The sequence below is a fragment of the Rubrimonas cliftonensis genome, assembly GCF_900107585.1.
Classification (GTDB): domain Bacteria; phylum Pseudomonadota; class Alphaproteobacteria; order Rhodobacterales; family Rhodobacteraceae; genus Rubrimonas; species Rubrimonas cliftonensis.
On record NZ_FNQM01000042.1, the window covers coordinates 1 to 11,762 of the forward strand.

Annotated in this window: 15 protein-coding genes; 7 read left to right on the plus strand and 8 right to left on the minus strand. The window is 67.3% G+C overall.

Annotation, left to right across the window (positions count from 1 at the left end):
- Positions 1-72: 72 nt before the first annotated feature.
- Positions 73-387 (minus strand): hypothetical protein, encoded by a 315-nt coding sequence (locus BLW43_RS23215; protein WP_139284195.1) that lies wholly within the window; start codon positions 385-387, stop codon positions 73-75.
- Between the two features lie 77 nt (positions 388-464).
- Here BLW43_RS23215 and BLW43_RS21650 point away from each other — a divergent pair, with 77 nt between their 5' ends.
- The 5 genes from BLW43_RS21650 (at position 465) to BLW43_RS21670 (ending at position 4,559) form a co-directional block, all read left to right on the plus strand.
- On the plus strand, positions 465-920 hold the full coding sequence (locus BLW43_RS21650; protein WP_093256768.1) for a site-specific integrase: 456 nt from the start codon (positions 465-467) through the stop codon (positions 918-920).
- Positions 921-1,093: 173 nt separating this feature from the next.
- The gene (locus BLW43_RS21655; RefSeq protein ID WP_175479054.1) at positions 1,094-2,476 is read left to right on the plus strand and encodes a site-specific integrase; all 1,383 of its coding nucleotides are present in this window, start codon (positions 1,094-1,096) and stop codon (positions 2,474-2,476) included.
- Positions 2,477-2,574: 98 nt separating this feature from the next.
- Positions 2,575-3,270, plus strand: coding sequence for a hypothetical protein (locus BLW43_RS23800; RefSeq protein WP_093256774.1), 696 nt, complete (start codon positions 2,575-2,577; stop codon positions 3,268-3,270).
- 330 nt (positions 3,271-3,600) lie between these two features.
- Positions 3,601-3,909 carry a hypothetical protein gene (locus BLW43_RS21665; RefSeq protein WP_093256776.1) on the plus strand — a complete coding sequence of 103 codons (309 nt, stop codon included), beginning with the start codon at positions 3,601-3,603 and terminating at the stop codon, positions 3,907-3,909.
- A gap of 191 nt (positions 3,910-4,100) precedes the next feature.
- Positions 4,101-4,559 (plus strand): hypothetical protein, encoded by a 459-nt coding sequence (locus BLW43_RS21670; RefSeq protein ID WP_093256779.1) that lies wholly within the window; start codon positions 4,101-4,103, stop codon positions 4,557-4,559.
- Positions 4,560-4,872: 313 nt separating this feature from the next.
- Here BLW43_RS21670 and BLW43_RS21675 read toward each other — a convergent pair whose 3' ends face one another.
- The 3 genes from BLW43_RS21675 to BLW43_RS21680 are packed head-to-tail and all read right to left on the minus strand — an operon-like array spanning position 4,873 to position 7,518.
- A complete protein-coding gene (locus BLW43_RS21675; protein ID WP_093256782.1) occupies positions 4,873-5,190 on the minus strand; it encodes a helix-turn-helix domain-containing protein in 318 nt (105 codons plus the stop codon).
- Positions 5,174-5,386, minus strand: a complete 213-nt coding sequence (locus BLW43_RS23225) for a hypothetical protein (RefSeq protein WP_139284196.1) — start codon at positions 5,384-5,386, stop codon at positions 5,174-5,176. Before BLW43_RS23225 ends, BLW43_RS21675 begins: the two co-directional genes overlap by 17 nt.
- A gap of 35 nt (positions 5,387-5,421) precedes the next feature.
- Positions 5,422-7,518, minus strand: coding sequence for a hypothetical protein (locus BLW43_RS21680; RefSeq protein WP_093256784.1), 2,097 nt, complete (start codon positions 7,516-7,518; stop codon positions 5,422-5,424).
- Positions 7,519-8,057: 539 nt separating this feature from the next.
- Here BLW43_RS21680 and BLW43_RS21685 point away from each other — a divergent pair.
- Complete coding sequence (locus BLW43_RS21685; protein WP_093256787.1) at positions 8,058-8,342, plus strand: hypothetical protein; 285 nt, start codon at positions 8,058-8,060, stop codon at positions 8,340-8,342.
- A gap of 4 nt (positions 8,343-8,346) precedes the next feature.
- On the opposite strand, the gene BLW43_RS21690 is transcribed toward BLW43_RS21685, so the two are convergent.
- Together BLW43_RS21690 and BLW43_RS21695 are read right to left on the minus strand one after the other, a co-directional pair.
- Positions 8,347-8,643 (minus strand): type II toxin-antitoxin system RelE/ParE family toxin, encoded by a 297-nt coding sequence (locus tag BLW43_RS21690; RefSeq protein WP_093256789.1) that lies wholly within the window; start codon positions 8,641-8,643, stop codon positions 8,347-8,349.
- Complete coding sequence (locus BLW43_RS21695) at positions 8,644-8,883, minus strand: type II toxin-antitoxin system ParD family antitoxin (RefSeq protein WP_093256792.1); 240 nt, start codon at positions 8,881-8,883, stop codon at positions 8,644-8,646.
- Positions 8,884-9,236: 353 nt separating this feature from the next.
- Between BLW43_RS21695 and dndB the strand changes: the two genes are divergently transcribed.
- The gene (gene dndB, locus BLW43_RS21700) at positions 9,237-10,313 is read left to right on the plus strand and encodes a DNA sulfur modification protein DndB (RefSeq protein ID WP_093256794.1); all 1,077 of its coding nucleotides are present in this window, start codon (positions 9,237-9,239) and stop codon (positions 10,311-10,313) included.
- Between the two features lie 199 nt (positions 10,314-10,512).
- Here dndB and BLW43_RS23805 read toward each other — a convergent pair whose 3' ends face one another.
- Both BLW43_RS23805 and BLW43_RS23810 read right to left on the minus strand, forming a co-directional pair.
- Entirely contained in the window at positions 10,513-10,902 is a 390-nt protein-coding gene (locus tag BLW43_RS23805) for a hypothetical protein (RefSeq protein WP_093256797.1), read from the minus strand.
- A 162-nt stretch (positions 10,903-11,064) separates the two neighbouring features.
- Positions 11,065-11,762: hypothetical protein (locus BLW43_RS23810; protein WP_175479055.1), on the minus strand; the 698-nt coding region annotated here is incomplete at its 5' end.

Genomic DNA, 11,762 nt, shown 5'->3' on the forward strand with positions numbered 1-11,762 from the left:
AGCCAACTTGACACCCGCCTGAGCCACGCCGACCAATATCAAGCCGGGTCACTTCTCAATGGAAATCCCGGGTCAGTTCCGCGCGGAAACCAACACCTTCGTGACCGTACCGGCAAGACGGTCCACATCTACGAAGAGCGCCGGATCGGCGCCCGACACGCCGAGATGCTCAGAGCCTTCAGCGATCTTACTGTCATGGGCAGATACTTCACCGCGCCCGATCAGCTCTGGAACCTCGCAACCGAGCCGCTGCGTCGGAAGGCGACGCCGACGACAAGCCATGTCGCGCTCGCGCGCACGGCGCTGATCCTGCGCATCGGCCAGCGGTGCGGCCCGCTGCGGCGGACGAACCTCGCACGCCTTCGTTTTGCCGGCGACGATGCTCATCTCTGCTGCCGGTCGGGCACGGCCCGGGCACGCTCACCATCCCCGCCGCCGAGACCAAGGGCTGGAAACGCATCACCGTGGCGATCGACCCGCAAACGGTCGCGCTGCTGAAGATCTACATTCGCGACTTCCTGCCGATTGCGCAGAAATCGGTCGGCGCTGCGCCCGACAACGTCCATCTCTGGCCGGGCGCGGCCGGGCAACCCGCCGAAGAAGGCGGATACGCGCCGGGCCTCGGCTATCTGGCGAAAGACAAGATCAACCAGCGTTTCCGCCAACATCTCTGGAAGCATGCGAAATTGCGCCTCTGTCTGCACGTGATGCGGCACCTGGCGGGAAAGATCATTCTCGATCAGGACCCGAGCGCAATGAGCCTCGTCCAGCATCTTCTGGGCCACACGAAGATCGCGACGACGCAGAGCTACTACGCTGAAGTCAGTCAGCTCATCGCACAGCGCCGCTACCTCCATCTGCTCGACCAGTCGATGCGCAAGGCGCTGCGCAGGATCGACTTCGGCATCCATGACACGTGACATCAGAACGGAGAGACGCCATGCCCCGACATCGCCTCGGCCTTCCGCCCGCGCAGTGGCCGCAGGGCCTGCAGCTCCGTTTCGAGACGCTGATCGCCGACAAGGGAAAGGCCCATCAGCAACGCCTGCGCAGCGGCCTCGGCCGCTGGCTGAAGCGCGCGCGCGACGAGGGCGTGGCGCCGGACGGCATCGACATCGCGATCTGGTCGCGGCGCATCGACGGGCTCGGGGTCGATGATCGCAACGCGATGCGCCAGGCCATCGGGCTGATCTGGCCCGCCACGCTCGACGTCACGCAGACGCAAAGCGCGCCCGATCGCGAAGTCCTCGACAGTCGCGCCGAGCGCGCTCGGCAGGTCGCATGGCTTGTCCAGCGGCTGCCGGAGCCCTGGCGCAGCGCGGCGGCGCCGCTCGTCGCGGTCGGGCCGTCCTCGCTCGAAGACGGTCCGCTGCACGAGTTCTGGCAGTGTGAGACCATCGTGCGGCGGATGGAGGCGCTGGCTCGCCATCTCGACTTCTGCGCCGCCGCCGGACTGCCGCTCGACGTCACGCCGCAAACAGTGCGCGCGGCGTTGACCGACGCATCGGCGGAGACGCGGCTCGAGCGCCCGCTAATCGAACGGCCCCCTGAATTGCCTGCCCGCAAGCAGAAGAGAATCGTAACGCCCAGGAAGCTGAAGCCGATGCGGCCGGGCGGTGTCGCTGCGGAGATGGCGTCGCTGCTCGGCGCGGTGCGGGCGATCATGCCCGCGCGGGACTGGAACTGGTTCATCATCGCCGAGCGGGCGATCAGCAAGCGCGCAAAGGCTTTCGGCTCACGCAACGCCGCGCGCATCGTCGATGTGACCGACCTGCGCCGGGCGGGCCTCATGCTCATGGAAGCGGCGCGGATCGCGCACGCCGATGCCCGCGGCGTGCGCGAACGGAGCCGCGCGCATGACAGGGCCCGCGAGGGCCTGATGATGATCCTGCTGTCTGAGAGCCCGCTCAGGATCGGTTCGATTGCGAGCGTCGATCTTCAGGCGAGCTTCGTCGCCGACCTGACGCTGCTGGTTGTCGCAGCGCGGGATACGAAAGAGAAGCGGCAGGACGTGCGCGTGCTGAGCGCGGTGCTGATCACCGCGCTCGGTCAGTACATCGCGCTGCACCGGCCGGTTCTGGCGCGTCCGGACGAGACGGCGCTCATTGTCGACAAATGGGGCAAGCGCGCCGACGAGGATGATCTGTCGACCGCCTTCACGGCGTCGACGAAGCGGATCTTCGGGCGTCCGGTCAACGCGCACGCAGTCCGCACGTCGGTCGCGACGTGGATCGTCGCGACCGCGCCCCAGGAAGCCGCGCTCGCGAGCCTGATCCTGCATCACCGCGACGCGCGCACGACCGAAGCTTACCATTCCACCGCCGACCAACTCTCTGCGTCGCAGGCCCTCAGTCGTGCGGCCGACGCGACCGCGCGGCAGCTCACGCCCAGCCCGCCCGGAAAGCGGAAGGCCCCTGCCTCAAGCCGTCCCCGGCGCAGCCTGCGGCTGGAGCTCGCCGCGCGCCGGGGGCGATGACGCCGCCGGCACATATGTGCGGAAATCGTGCGCCGAGCGTTTCCGCCTTTCGCTGCGAAGATCGATCTTCTGGAGGTCAGTCAACAAGGAGACGCACCGTGCCCCGCAACCGCCCCGCCACCCCGACCCAGACCCAGACCCAGACCGCAACCGCGCTCGCTCTGACCGCCGTCTCCACGCTGTTCGACTCCGTGGTGCGCTTCATGCCGCACGGCGCGTTGGAGGATATCAACGCCACCCTGACGCGCATCGCCGATCGCGAGACGGAGCGCCTCGCCGAGGAGGCCGCCGCGCGCACCGCCATGATCACCGAACTGGCGGAGCTGCGCGCCGCCGTGACCGACGTGACCGCCCGCGCCGACGACGCTGATCGCCGCGCTGACGCTGCTGAGCGCCGGGCCGACGACGCTGATCGCCGCGCTGACGACGCTGATCGCCGCGCCGACGCGCTCGGCTCCGAGGCCACCCGCCTGCGCGAGGCGCTCGGCGTGATCGCACACACCAGCGCGGAGGCGCTCGGCGCGTCCACGACGGCGCCGACCCCGTCGGAGCCCGCCGGGATGGCCGACGGCGCCGACGCCGCGGGCTGTGACGCCAGCGCTGAGCCGGCGGCCGTGCCGGTGGCGACGTCGTTGGTCTCGCGTCAGGGCCCGGAGAAGACCGCGGCGTACTTCCGGGTGCGGAACCAGGCGCTCGATCTCATGATGGAGGAGCGCATGGCCGCGTCCGCTGGCGGAGGGGGGCGGTCGCCGGACAAGGGCGACGGCGCCGGGGCCGCCGCACACCCGGGATGAAAAGGAGAGTGGTCGGCTGTCGCCGCACGGCGACGCGACGGTCCCTTGTGCGAGACCGTCGCGACGCTGTGCGGCTGGGAAGGCCGACGCTGGGCGAAACGGAAATGACGATGGACGGCGCTGTGCGCGCCATGGTCGTCCGAAACAGCAACGACAGCAGGTTCGACGCCTGGGCGTCGCGGCGGCCAGCTTGGCGAGGCCGCCGCGAGCGCCCCGGGCGCTGGTGAGAGGAGGGAAGAGGGCAGGGCCGATCCCACGAGAGCGCGCGCGACGACCGCCTCGGCTTCTTGACCGCGCATGACGGCGCGGCGTCAACCCTGAGAGGCCCCCATGTCAAACCCCGAACTTGCCGCGATTCTGCGGCATGGCCAGGCGATCGCGCTGTCGTCGCGCGCCCTGCTCAACCTGCGCTGCGGCCAGGCTGATGGCGGCGACGGCCACGGTCTCGCCGACGCGCTCTGCGACATGATGCTGAGCGGCGACTACCCCTTCGGCTGGCCGATCGACGATGCGATCCGCTTGCTCGATCGCGCCGGCGTCAACCGCTGCGCGCGCACCGTGGTGCTGCGACGCCGCCTGGCCGCGCTCGCCGACATGATCATGGCGCTCGACGACGCAGCGCTCGACGAGGCGGCGTAGACGAAGAGAAGGCCGCGCGCTCAAGCTCGAGCGCGCGGCGATCTCGGCGCCCCGCGACCGCAAGGGATCGATCTTGCCCGAAACCACAACGCTCTTGAGGCCGCAGGACTGCGGCGTCCGCGCTCATCCGCCGAAGACGGCGGCGCGCGTCACCGCCGGCCGCAAGGCCGGCATGACCTCAAGGAGTCCCCATGGACCTTTGCGAAACCTGCGCCGGTCACGACCGGCCTGAAGTCCTTCTATCTCAAGCCCTGGCGCAGGCCCGAGCGCTGGCGCCGCTCCTGCGCGGCGCGGCCGCGGCGCTGATGGACGAGCGCACGCGCAGCGTCGCGCGCACCGTCGTCGCGATGGCCGAGAACCGGCGCATCGCCGACGACCGCTGCGGCGGACCGGTGCAGGGACTGGTCGAGCGACTGGATCGAGTCATCGCCGCTTCGACGCGACCCGTCCCACACCTCTGCGTGGTCGGCGCCGAAGATGACGGCCCGGTCTATGAAACCGTCCTGCGCGACGAGATCGACCCCGCCATGGCGCCGCTCGTGGCGCTCCGAGACCAGGCCCGAGCAGTTGTGGAGTTGATCGAGCGCGCCTGCGACGCCGTCGCGGCTGACGAGGCGATCTTCAAGATGCGCGACGCCATGAGACGCTGACGCGACACGGGAGACGCCGCAGGTCGGATCCCATCGACCTGCGGCGTCGGTGAACAGGGCGACGCAAAGGCATGCGGCGGCACGACCGTCGGGAGCGGGGACGCGACATCGCCGGCCGGAGCTCCGGATGGGCAGTCAGGGCGTCGATGGTCCGGTCACATGATCGGTCATGGTCAGGGTGAGGCCTGCGGCGATAATCTCCGCGTCCGCCTCTGTGGGGGATAGCGTCTGGCCAGAAATGCATCTGGTGTTGATGCCCAGTGAGCCGGAGGACGCTGTTGGCGCAATGGAGACGGCCGCGTGGGCTGATCGTTCAAGCAACGGCCTGCAGCCCCTTGGTCGCCACCAGGGTCAGAAGCTTGAGCGCCGCTCCGCGAGGTCGTTTCTCGCCACGCTCCCACTGGCTGACGAGACCGGTGGTGACGTTGAGGTGGCGGGCGAACACCGCCTGGCTGGCGTTCTCGCGCAGCCGGATCGCCCGGATCTCCTCCGGAGCCAGCGGCTCCACGGGCGTCAGGCACATCGCGCCGAACGCCTTCATCGAGCGCCGGGATATGACGCCCGTCTCCTCAAGGCCGAGGGCGGTCTCATGCACCGCCGCGAGGGCGTCGCTCTCATAACGCTTCGTCATGATCCGTCACCTCCATGATGGTCTCGTTCGCAAGCGCGGCTTGGGGCCTGTGGTCGTCCAGCGCGACCAATTCGTGCGCCAGCCTGCGCCATGCGGTCGACATCGCCTCAAGCCTGACCAGGGGCTTTTCCTGCACCGTCGGCCGCAGACCCATGGCGAGGCGCGACTGCCGTGCTCGGCGCACGCGCTGGTCCAACCATCACCGTCGTCGATGCACAGCGTGGTTCGACGTCAGATCACCGGACGGATGTGCGCCGTATCGTTCGGGATCGTGGAGATGAAATCGCGCAGCTGCGTCATCTTCCACTCCCGATGGCCGTAATTCGTCTCGCTGACATCGTTCAGGCCATGGCCCATGAGGACGATCCGCGCCGCGTAGTCCACGCCGCCGCTCTTGAGGCTCTGATAGAAGTCCTTGCGGAGCGAGTGCGCATCCTTGCCCGCCATGTAGATGCCGTTCTCGCGGCGCCACTTGTGGAACAGTTTGGAGAACCGGGTCGAGAAGCTGCCGTCGAGCGCGCGCTCGACGTCGAAGAGCGTGCGGGCGCCGATCGATTTCCGATGGGCCGCAAGTCTGACGATGCCGATGCGGATGAGCTCGGGATGGATCGGGAGTTTCCGCGGCGAGTGGACGGACTTCAGTTTCTGACCCGGACCGGCCTTTATGTCGAACACGGGCACGCCATCCTCCTGGGTCACATCGCCGGGATGGATCTGGCACACCTCCTCCATGCGCCCGCCCATGTAATTCTTCATCAGCGGCGACCAGAAGAGCGCATCAGCGGCGTGATCGGGGCCGGCGCAGTGCAGGGCTGTGCCGAACAGGCGCCGCCGATCCTGCTCGCCCCACGCCACGCGCTTGGCGCCGGCCTCTGCGATGAGCTGCTTCGTATAGGCCTTCGACCACATCGCCTTCGTCATCGCATTGCGTCCGGTCCCGGACAGATCGACGATGGTGTTGAAGACCTGTGACAGGTAGGACTGGTGCTTGTAGCAGGTCCGCGGAGCAAGCCGCTTGATCCGAATCTCTGCCTCCGCATCCAGCAGGCGATCGACCGACCAGCCCTCTTTCGCTGCGCACTCTTCGAGTTCGGTCAGCAGCCGGTCTTCCTTGTCGTTCACATGGGCGACGATGTCCTTCAGTTCACCGCTGTATTCCTTCGCCTTTCCATGCGTGGTTGGAAGATCGATGACGAGGTCGCGCCAATCCTCGCAGTCGACGGTCTTGATGTCGCGCAGCTTCGTGCCCTGGAAGTACGACGCAGCCATCTCCGCCGCCTTGTCGAAGCTGCGTGCGGAGTTGCTGAGCCAGCTGGTGTTATTGCCGCCCTTCGACGCGTGATGACGTGCGAGTGCGAAGGCGTCCGTGACGGTGATGTCCCAGAGCGCCTCGCCCTCCAGACGGCGCAGCATCTCGACATGCGGATCGCTCACGCCACGGCGGGCGAGCTTCGGCGTCGGCGTGCCGCGCCGACGGCGGGCTGTGGCCGGTTTCGCGCCGGTCAGCCTGAGGGTCGATCCGGATGGCGGGATCGCTGCGGCCGCGGGTTCGACCACGGCGATGTCGCATGCGGCGACAATGGCCGATGCGCCGGGGCCGTCGGACGACGCCGGGGCCCCGGACGCCTGGACGGCCACCGCCTCTTCCGGTTCGCGCCGCGCGGCGCGAGCGGGTCCCGCATCGTCCGACGATCGCCCGGCCGCCGTGTTCGCGCCCTCGCCGGACGCCACGGGGCGGAGCGCCGTCGCCGTCCGGAGCTCGACCTTCGGGGCGAGGCAGACCGAGATCGGCGGCGGCGCGCTCGACACCGGCGCGCCGATCGGCGTCGTCGGACGCGCTGTGGCGGGATCCGGAAAACTCGGCGCCGACAGGACGCACGGCGCCTGCGTAATGTCGAGCACCCTGCGCAGAAGCGCGACATCGCCTGCGTAGACGCCGTCTTCGCGGGCGATGTTCTCCTCCGCGACCGCGACGAACGTGCGCGCCGTCTCGCGCAGGAGCGCGGGCGCGGCGGCCGTCTCGGGCGCGGCGATCCCGAGATCGGCGGCGGCGCCGACGAGCGCCGGCGCGAGGGCGGCGAGATCGTTGCGGCGCAGCGCGTCGCGCCAGGCGGCGGCGGTCTGCGCGTGGGCGGACTTGGCGGTCGCGATGTCGGCTTCGGAGCGGGCGCAGGGCAGCGCGCGCAGCGCCTCGGTCTCGGCCAGCGCCTGGCGCGCCAGCCGACCGATCACCGCCTCCGCCTCGATGCGCGAGAGCTCCCGCTCCATCGCCCAGACCCCGACCAGACCGAAGCCGCGATCGAGGGCGGCGCGCACTGCGCGGGCCACCCTCAGGGCTTCCGAGCAGGAGATGCATCCGGTCGAGAAACGCCAGAAACGTCTGAGGCCGAGAATCGTGGTTAAGCGCGCGGGCGACCGCACGCGCACCCAGAAGATGTTTCCGCGTTTGTGGAGACCGCACCCATATCCGGGTCGACTGCTCGACCCCGCCTTCGTCGCCATGGCGCCACACCCTGTGCCACAGCGCGGCGCCACAGTCGGGCGTCAGGGACGCGGATTCACGAGAAATCCGTGTCTTGTCAGGAGGTTGAGTGCATTGGCTGGGGAACCTGGATTCTGCGCTAAGTATCTGATATTACTTATAGAATAGCAAATCGGAGGAGATGGGGTCAAGCGAAATCGGACGGAAATGCGAGAGGCGATTTTTCTTCGGTGAAGCGCCCGCCGAGCCTCTCCGCGGCCGAAGGCGCGGGCGCTTCCGGGGTGAGCGGCGCGCTCTCCGGTTAGAGCAACCCTTTCCTAGCCGCTCGAACAGCCGTCGGCACCCGGATGGATTTCCAGTATGTTTCGGGGAAACGGGGACGACGATGGCCAAGACCGCCCCCTCGGCGATCACGCGAAGGAGCAAGCGTCGCAAGCGCGCCGGCTTCGTGCGCGTCGAGGTTCAGGTCCGGATGAGGGACGCCGGACTCATTCGAGAGATCGCGTCGGCGCTCAGGGATCCGGCGCGCGAAGCCGAGATGGGCACCGCCCTCCGTGAGCGGCTCGGGACAGGGCGCGCAGGCGGATTCGAGGCGCTGCTCGCTGCCGCTCCGCTTGAGGGGCTCGAGTTCTACCTTGCTCGCGACTGGTCGCTCCAAAGTGGGCCGTAGGGCGCTACGGGTCGAGGTGTCGGTCGATGTCCATCCGGCGATGAAGAACGCGCACGACGATGAGCGCGCCGTCGTCGCCGCCTCGAACAATGAGGAAGTGGGAACCGCTCGCAGCGCGGCGGTAGCCGGGCCGCGCCTCGGACAGGTCGCGCGTCTGCGCGGCGCCTGCGGCCACGGCGCGCGCCGTGGCATCGATGTCGCGGACATAGCGATCGGCTTGCGCCTCACCCCAGCGGTCGGCGGTGAAGCCCCAGATGTCTGCAAGGTCAGCCCTGGCGCGCGGCGTGTATTCGACGGCCATTCAGCTCCGCGCCCGCCGCTCGGCGAGGAAGGCGTCGATGTCGAGCGGCGCAGGCGGGCCGCTGCGCTCGCCCTCGTCGATGGCGGCGCGCAGGGCGGTCAGCGTCGCCTCGCGTTCCTCCAGCAGGCGCAGGCCGGCGCGCACGACCTCGCTGGCCGAGGCGAAGCGGCCTTCGCCGACCTTGTCGGCGATGAACTGAGCGAAGTGATCGCCCACGATGACGGAGGTGTTGCGAGGCATCTGCGACTCTCCCGGTTGTCGATACCAGACTATGGCATCACCGCGCTGCGAAACAACACTAGCGGCCCTGCCCCGCTCTAAACTGTTGAGCCGCTTGGATCCGGCATTCTGCCAACTACAATAAATGGCAATGCTTTTTCGGCTTGAACTCGGGACAGGCACCTAGCTGACGGCGTCAGCTGTCACAGCGCCGCCCTGTGAGCTCTCTTTGAAATCTCTATGAGCTCTTTCGCTTTGTGAGAGACAGCTGTTGACTATTGCAACATGAGCTGTGTATGAATGTGCGCAGAGCTCTTGGCACAAAATGAGCGAGTGGTTCGCTCAAGGCTGATCAGAGCTCTTGGAGAGAAGAGATGGCTTTTGATATCCGTGTTCCCGCGATGCGGGGAAAGATGGGCAGCCGGACCTACTATGCGTGCCTAATGCCCATGAAGACTGTGCCCCAGTTCTTCAAGTTCGCGGACTGGGCTGGGATCAGTCCAGAAGACCGCGAGCAGCGGGTCTTGAACGAAAAACGAGTGCCTGCCCTCGCTGAATACATCGCCGAAAATGAAGACAACTATATATTTTCGTCCATCACTGCCTCGACTAAAGGCGAGCCGCGGTTTGAACCCTACGCAGAGGGTGCCGACATCGGCACCCTCATTTTGGAGCTTGGCAACGAGCTTATCATCAATGATGGGCAGCACCGCCGCGCCGGGATTGTCCGCGCACTCGAACAAGGTGTTCCGATCGAACGCGACACCATCTCAGTTCTCATCTTCCCTTGGGAGAACACGGAACGGGTTCAACAGATGTTCTCGGATCTCAACCGTTACGTCCAGAAGACGTCCAAGTCTCTCGACATCCTCTTTGACAAGCGCGACGAGCTCGCGGCAGCCACCCTCACGATGATGGAGAAGGTGCCTGTCTTCAAAGAGCTAACGGACAAGGAGAACGTTTCGCTCGGTGTCAAATCCACGAAGCTCTTCACGCTCGCTGCTCTCTACGATGCCAATACCGAGCTCCTGAAGGGGAAGGGGCGAGATGGCGATATCGCCTCAAACGCCGCGCTGCTGACAGAGTACTGGAACGCGATCGCAGATTATATGCCTGACTGGAAGTCTGTTCTAGAAGGACGAAAGCTTGCGCTTGAGCTCCGCCAAGAGAAAATCGCTTCCCACTCCACCGTGCTCCGCGCACTTGGCGGGCTCGGCGTCGACCTTATAGGGCGGGAGAACTGGAAGGCACAGCTCGCCGCGCTCCAAGCAATCGACTGGTCGAAGAAGAACCCGGAGTGGGAGAACGTCTGTATAGTCTCCAACTCGGTCGTTTCTAACCGTCAGGCGCGAGCAGCAACCAAGGCCTTCATCAAGGCGAAGATGGGCATGGTTTTGACCGACGGTGAACAACGCACACTTGAGAAGCAGCGAGAAGTCTCGGCAGCGTAGGCGGCCCATCGACGCAAGTGCACGGGCGGCCCGAGGGTTGCCCTTGCCCTCTCAAGGTCCGCCCGCATCAGCTGCAGGATCGATCGGCGAGAGGGTGACGCGCGGCAGTGGCGAAACGACACCCCGGAAACGCAAACGCCCTCGCGGCCGGGTCCGCGAGGGCGTTCAATCAGTCGGCCATGGCGGCCGGCTGCAGGTTTCAGGCGGCGTCGGCGTCGTCGTCTGCGTCCGGCTCGCCGGCGGCGGCGGCCTTGGCAGCCTCAGCCTCAGCCTTGGCTGCCTCGGCTTCGGCGACGGCCGCGCGGCGCTCGATCTCGGCCTTGACGCTGGTCTCAAGCGTAGCGTCAACGAGGAGGCTGGCCGCGATGGCCTTGCGGTCGGAAGCCGACGCGGCGACCATCAGGCTGAAGAGGATACGCTTGCGCGGCTCCTCATCAAGGTTCTCAAGCCAGCCGATCGCCGTATTTGCGACGGCCGTGCGGAACCTCGCCTCGGCTTTGTTCGTCTTTGAAAGATCACGCTCAGTCGAGGCGACTAAGCGATCGTAGAGCTTCTTAGAAGCGTCGGTCTGTTTCACTTTGAACTTCACGGCGATACTCCTCGCGCGGGGTTAAACGGACGCGAGACGACTTTGGAACCCGGCCCCAACTCTTCTCACAGGAAACACATGCGTCTCTGCGTCAGATCCCTGAAGCGTTTTGGAGCAAGAAAAATGCTTAACGCGAAAAAATCCTAACCCTCTGATATTCCGTCATAGTTTGTCGTTGCGGTTAAGCCTGCGCAGCGACCGGACGGTGGCCTTCAGCTGCGTGAGCCGAGCGACCAGCCCCGATCGCAGCGCCGCGATGCGCGATCGCTCCGCCGCCGGCAGCGCGTTGGCGATCTCGACCACCGCGTCATCCGCGGCGCGCAGCTCCGACAGCCCGCGCTCGAGCTCCGCCTCGCGCGCGGCGAGCGCGTCGCGCGCCTGTGTCTGCAGGCGCGCGCGCAGCCGGGCGAAGGCGTCGAGCGCGCGCGCGACCACGCCTCCGCCCACGCCGCGGCTCTGGGCGGCTTTGACGAGCCGCTGCGTCGCCGCCGACGGCGCCGAGCCGACAGCTGTCGCCTGCGCCGGGCCGTCGCCGGTCCTGGCGATCTCGATCTCGCCGCGCGCCGTGTGATCGGCGAGCAGGATGACCGTCTCCGCGTCGCGCATCTTCTGGCTGGACGCGGCCTCGCGCTGCAAGACGACCGCCTCCTGCGCGGCGACGGCCGCCTCGCGCTGGACAGCCCGGGCGGTGACCTTGTCGGCGTCCGCCGACTTCCCCTCGATCTCGGCCTCCCGGGTCTTGGCCGCGGCTTCGCGCGCCTCGACCGCCTTCCGGCGGATCTCCAGCGCGCCGGCGAGCAGCGCGAGGCGCGCCTCCTCCGCCTTGCGCCACGCATGGGGTCTCGTGTGCCGGGGCTTCG

What these genes read in the sequence shown, in the direction of transcription:
- BLW43_RS21695 (WP_093256792.1), bottom strand. Translation starts at nt 8,883, where the DNA reads ATGCCTCGCAACACCTCCGTCATCGTGGGCGATCACTTCGCTCAGTTC.
- BLW43_RS21685 (WP_093256787.1), top strand. Translation starts at nt 8,058, where the DNA reads ATGGCCAAGACCGCCCCCTCGGCGATCACGCGAAGGAGCAAGCGTCGC.
- BLW43_RS21670 (WP_093256779.1), top strand. Translation starts at nt 4,101, where the DNA reads ATGGACCTTTGCGAAACCTGCGCCGGTCACGACCGGCCTGAAGTCCTT.
- BLW43_RS21675 (WP_093256782.1), bottom strand. Translation starts at nt 5,190, where the DNA reads ATGACGAAGCGTTATGAGAGCGACGCCCTCGCGGCGGTGCATGAGACC.
- BLW43_RS21690 (WP_093256789.1), bottom strand. Translation starts at nt 8,643, where the DNA reads ATGGCCGTCGAATACACGCCGCGCGCCAGGGCTGACCTTGCAGACATC.
- BLW43_RS23215 (WP_139284195.1), bottom strand. Translation starts at nt 387, where the DNA reads ATGAGCATCGTCGCCGGCAAAACGAAGGCGTGCGAGGTTCGTCCGCCG.
- BLW43_RS21665 (WP_093256776.1), top strand. Translation starts at nt 3,601, where the DNA reads ATGTCAAACCCCGAACTTGCCGCGATTCTGCGGCATGGCCAGGCGATC.
- dndB (WP_093256794.1), top strand. Translation starts at nt 9,237, where the DNA reads ATGGCTTTTGATATCCGTGTTCCCGCGATGCGGGGAAAGATGGGCAGC.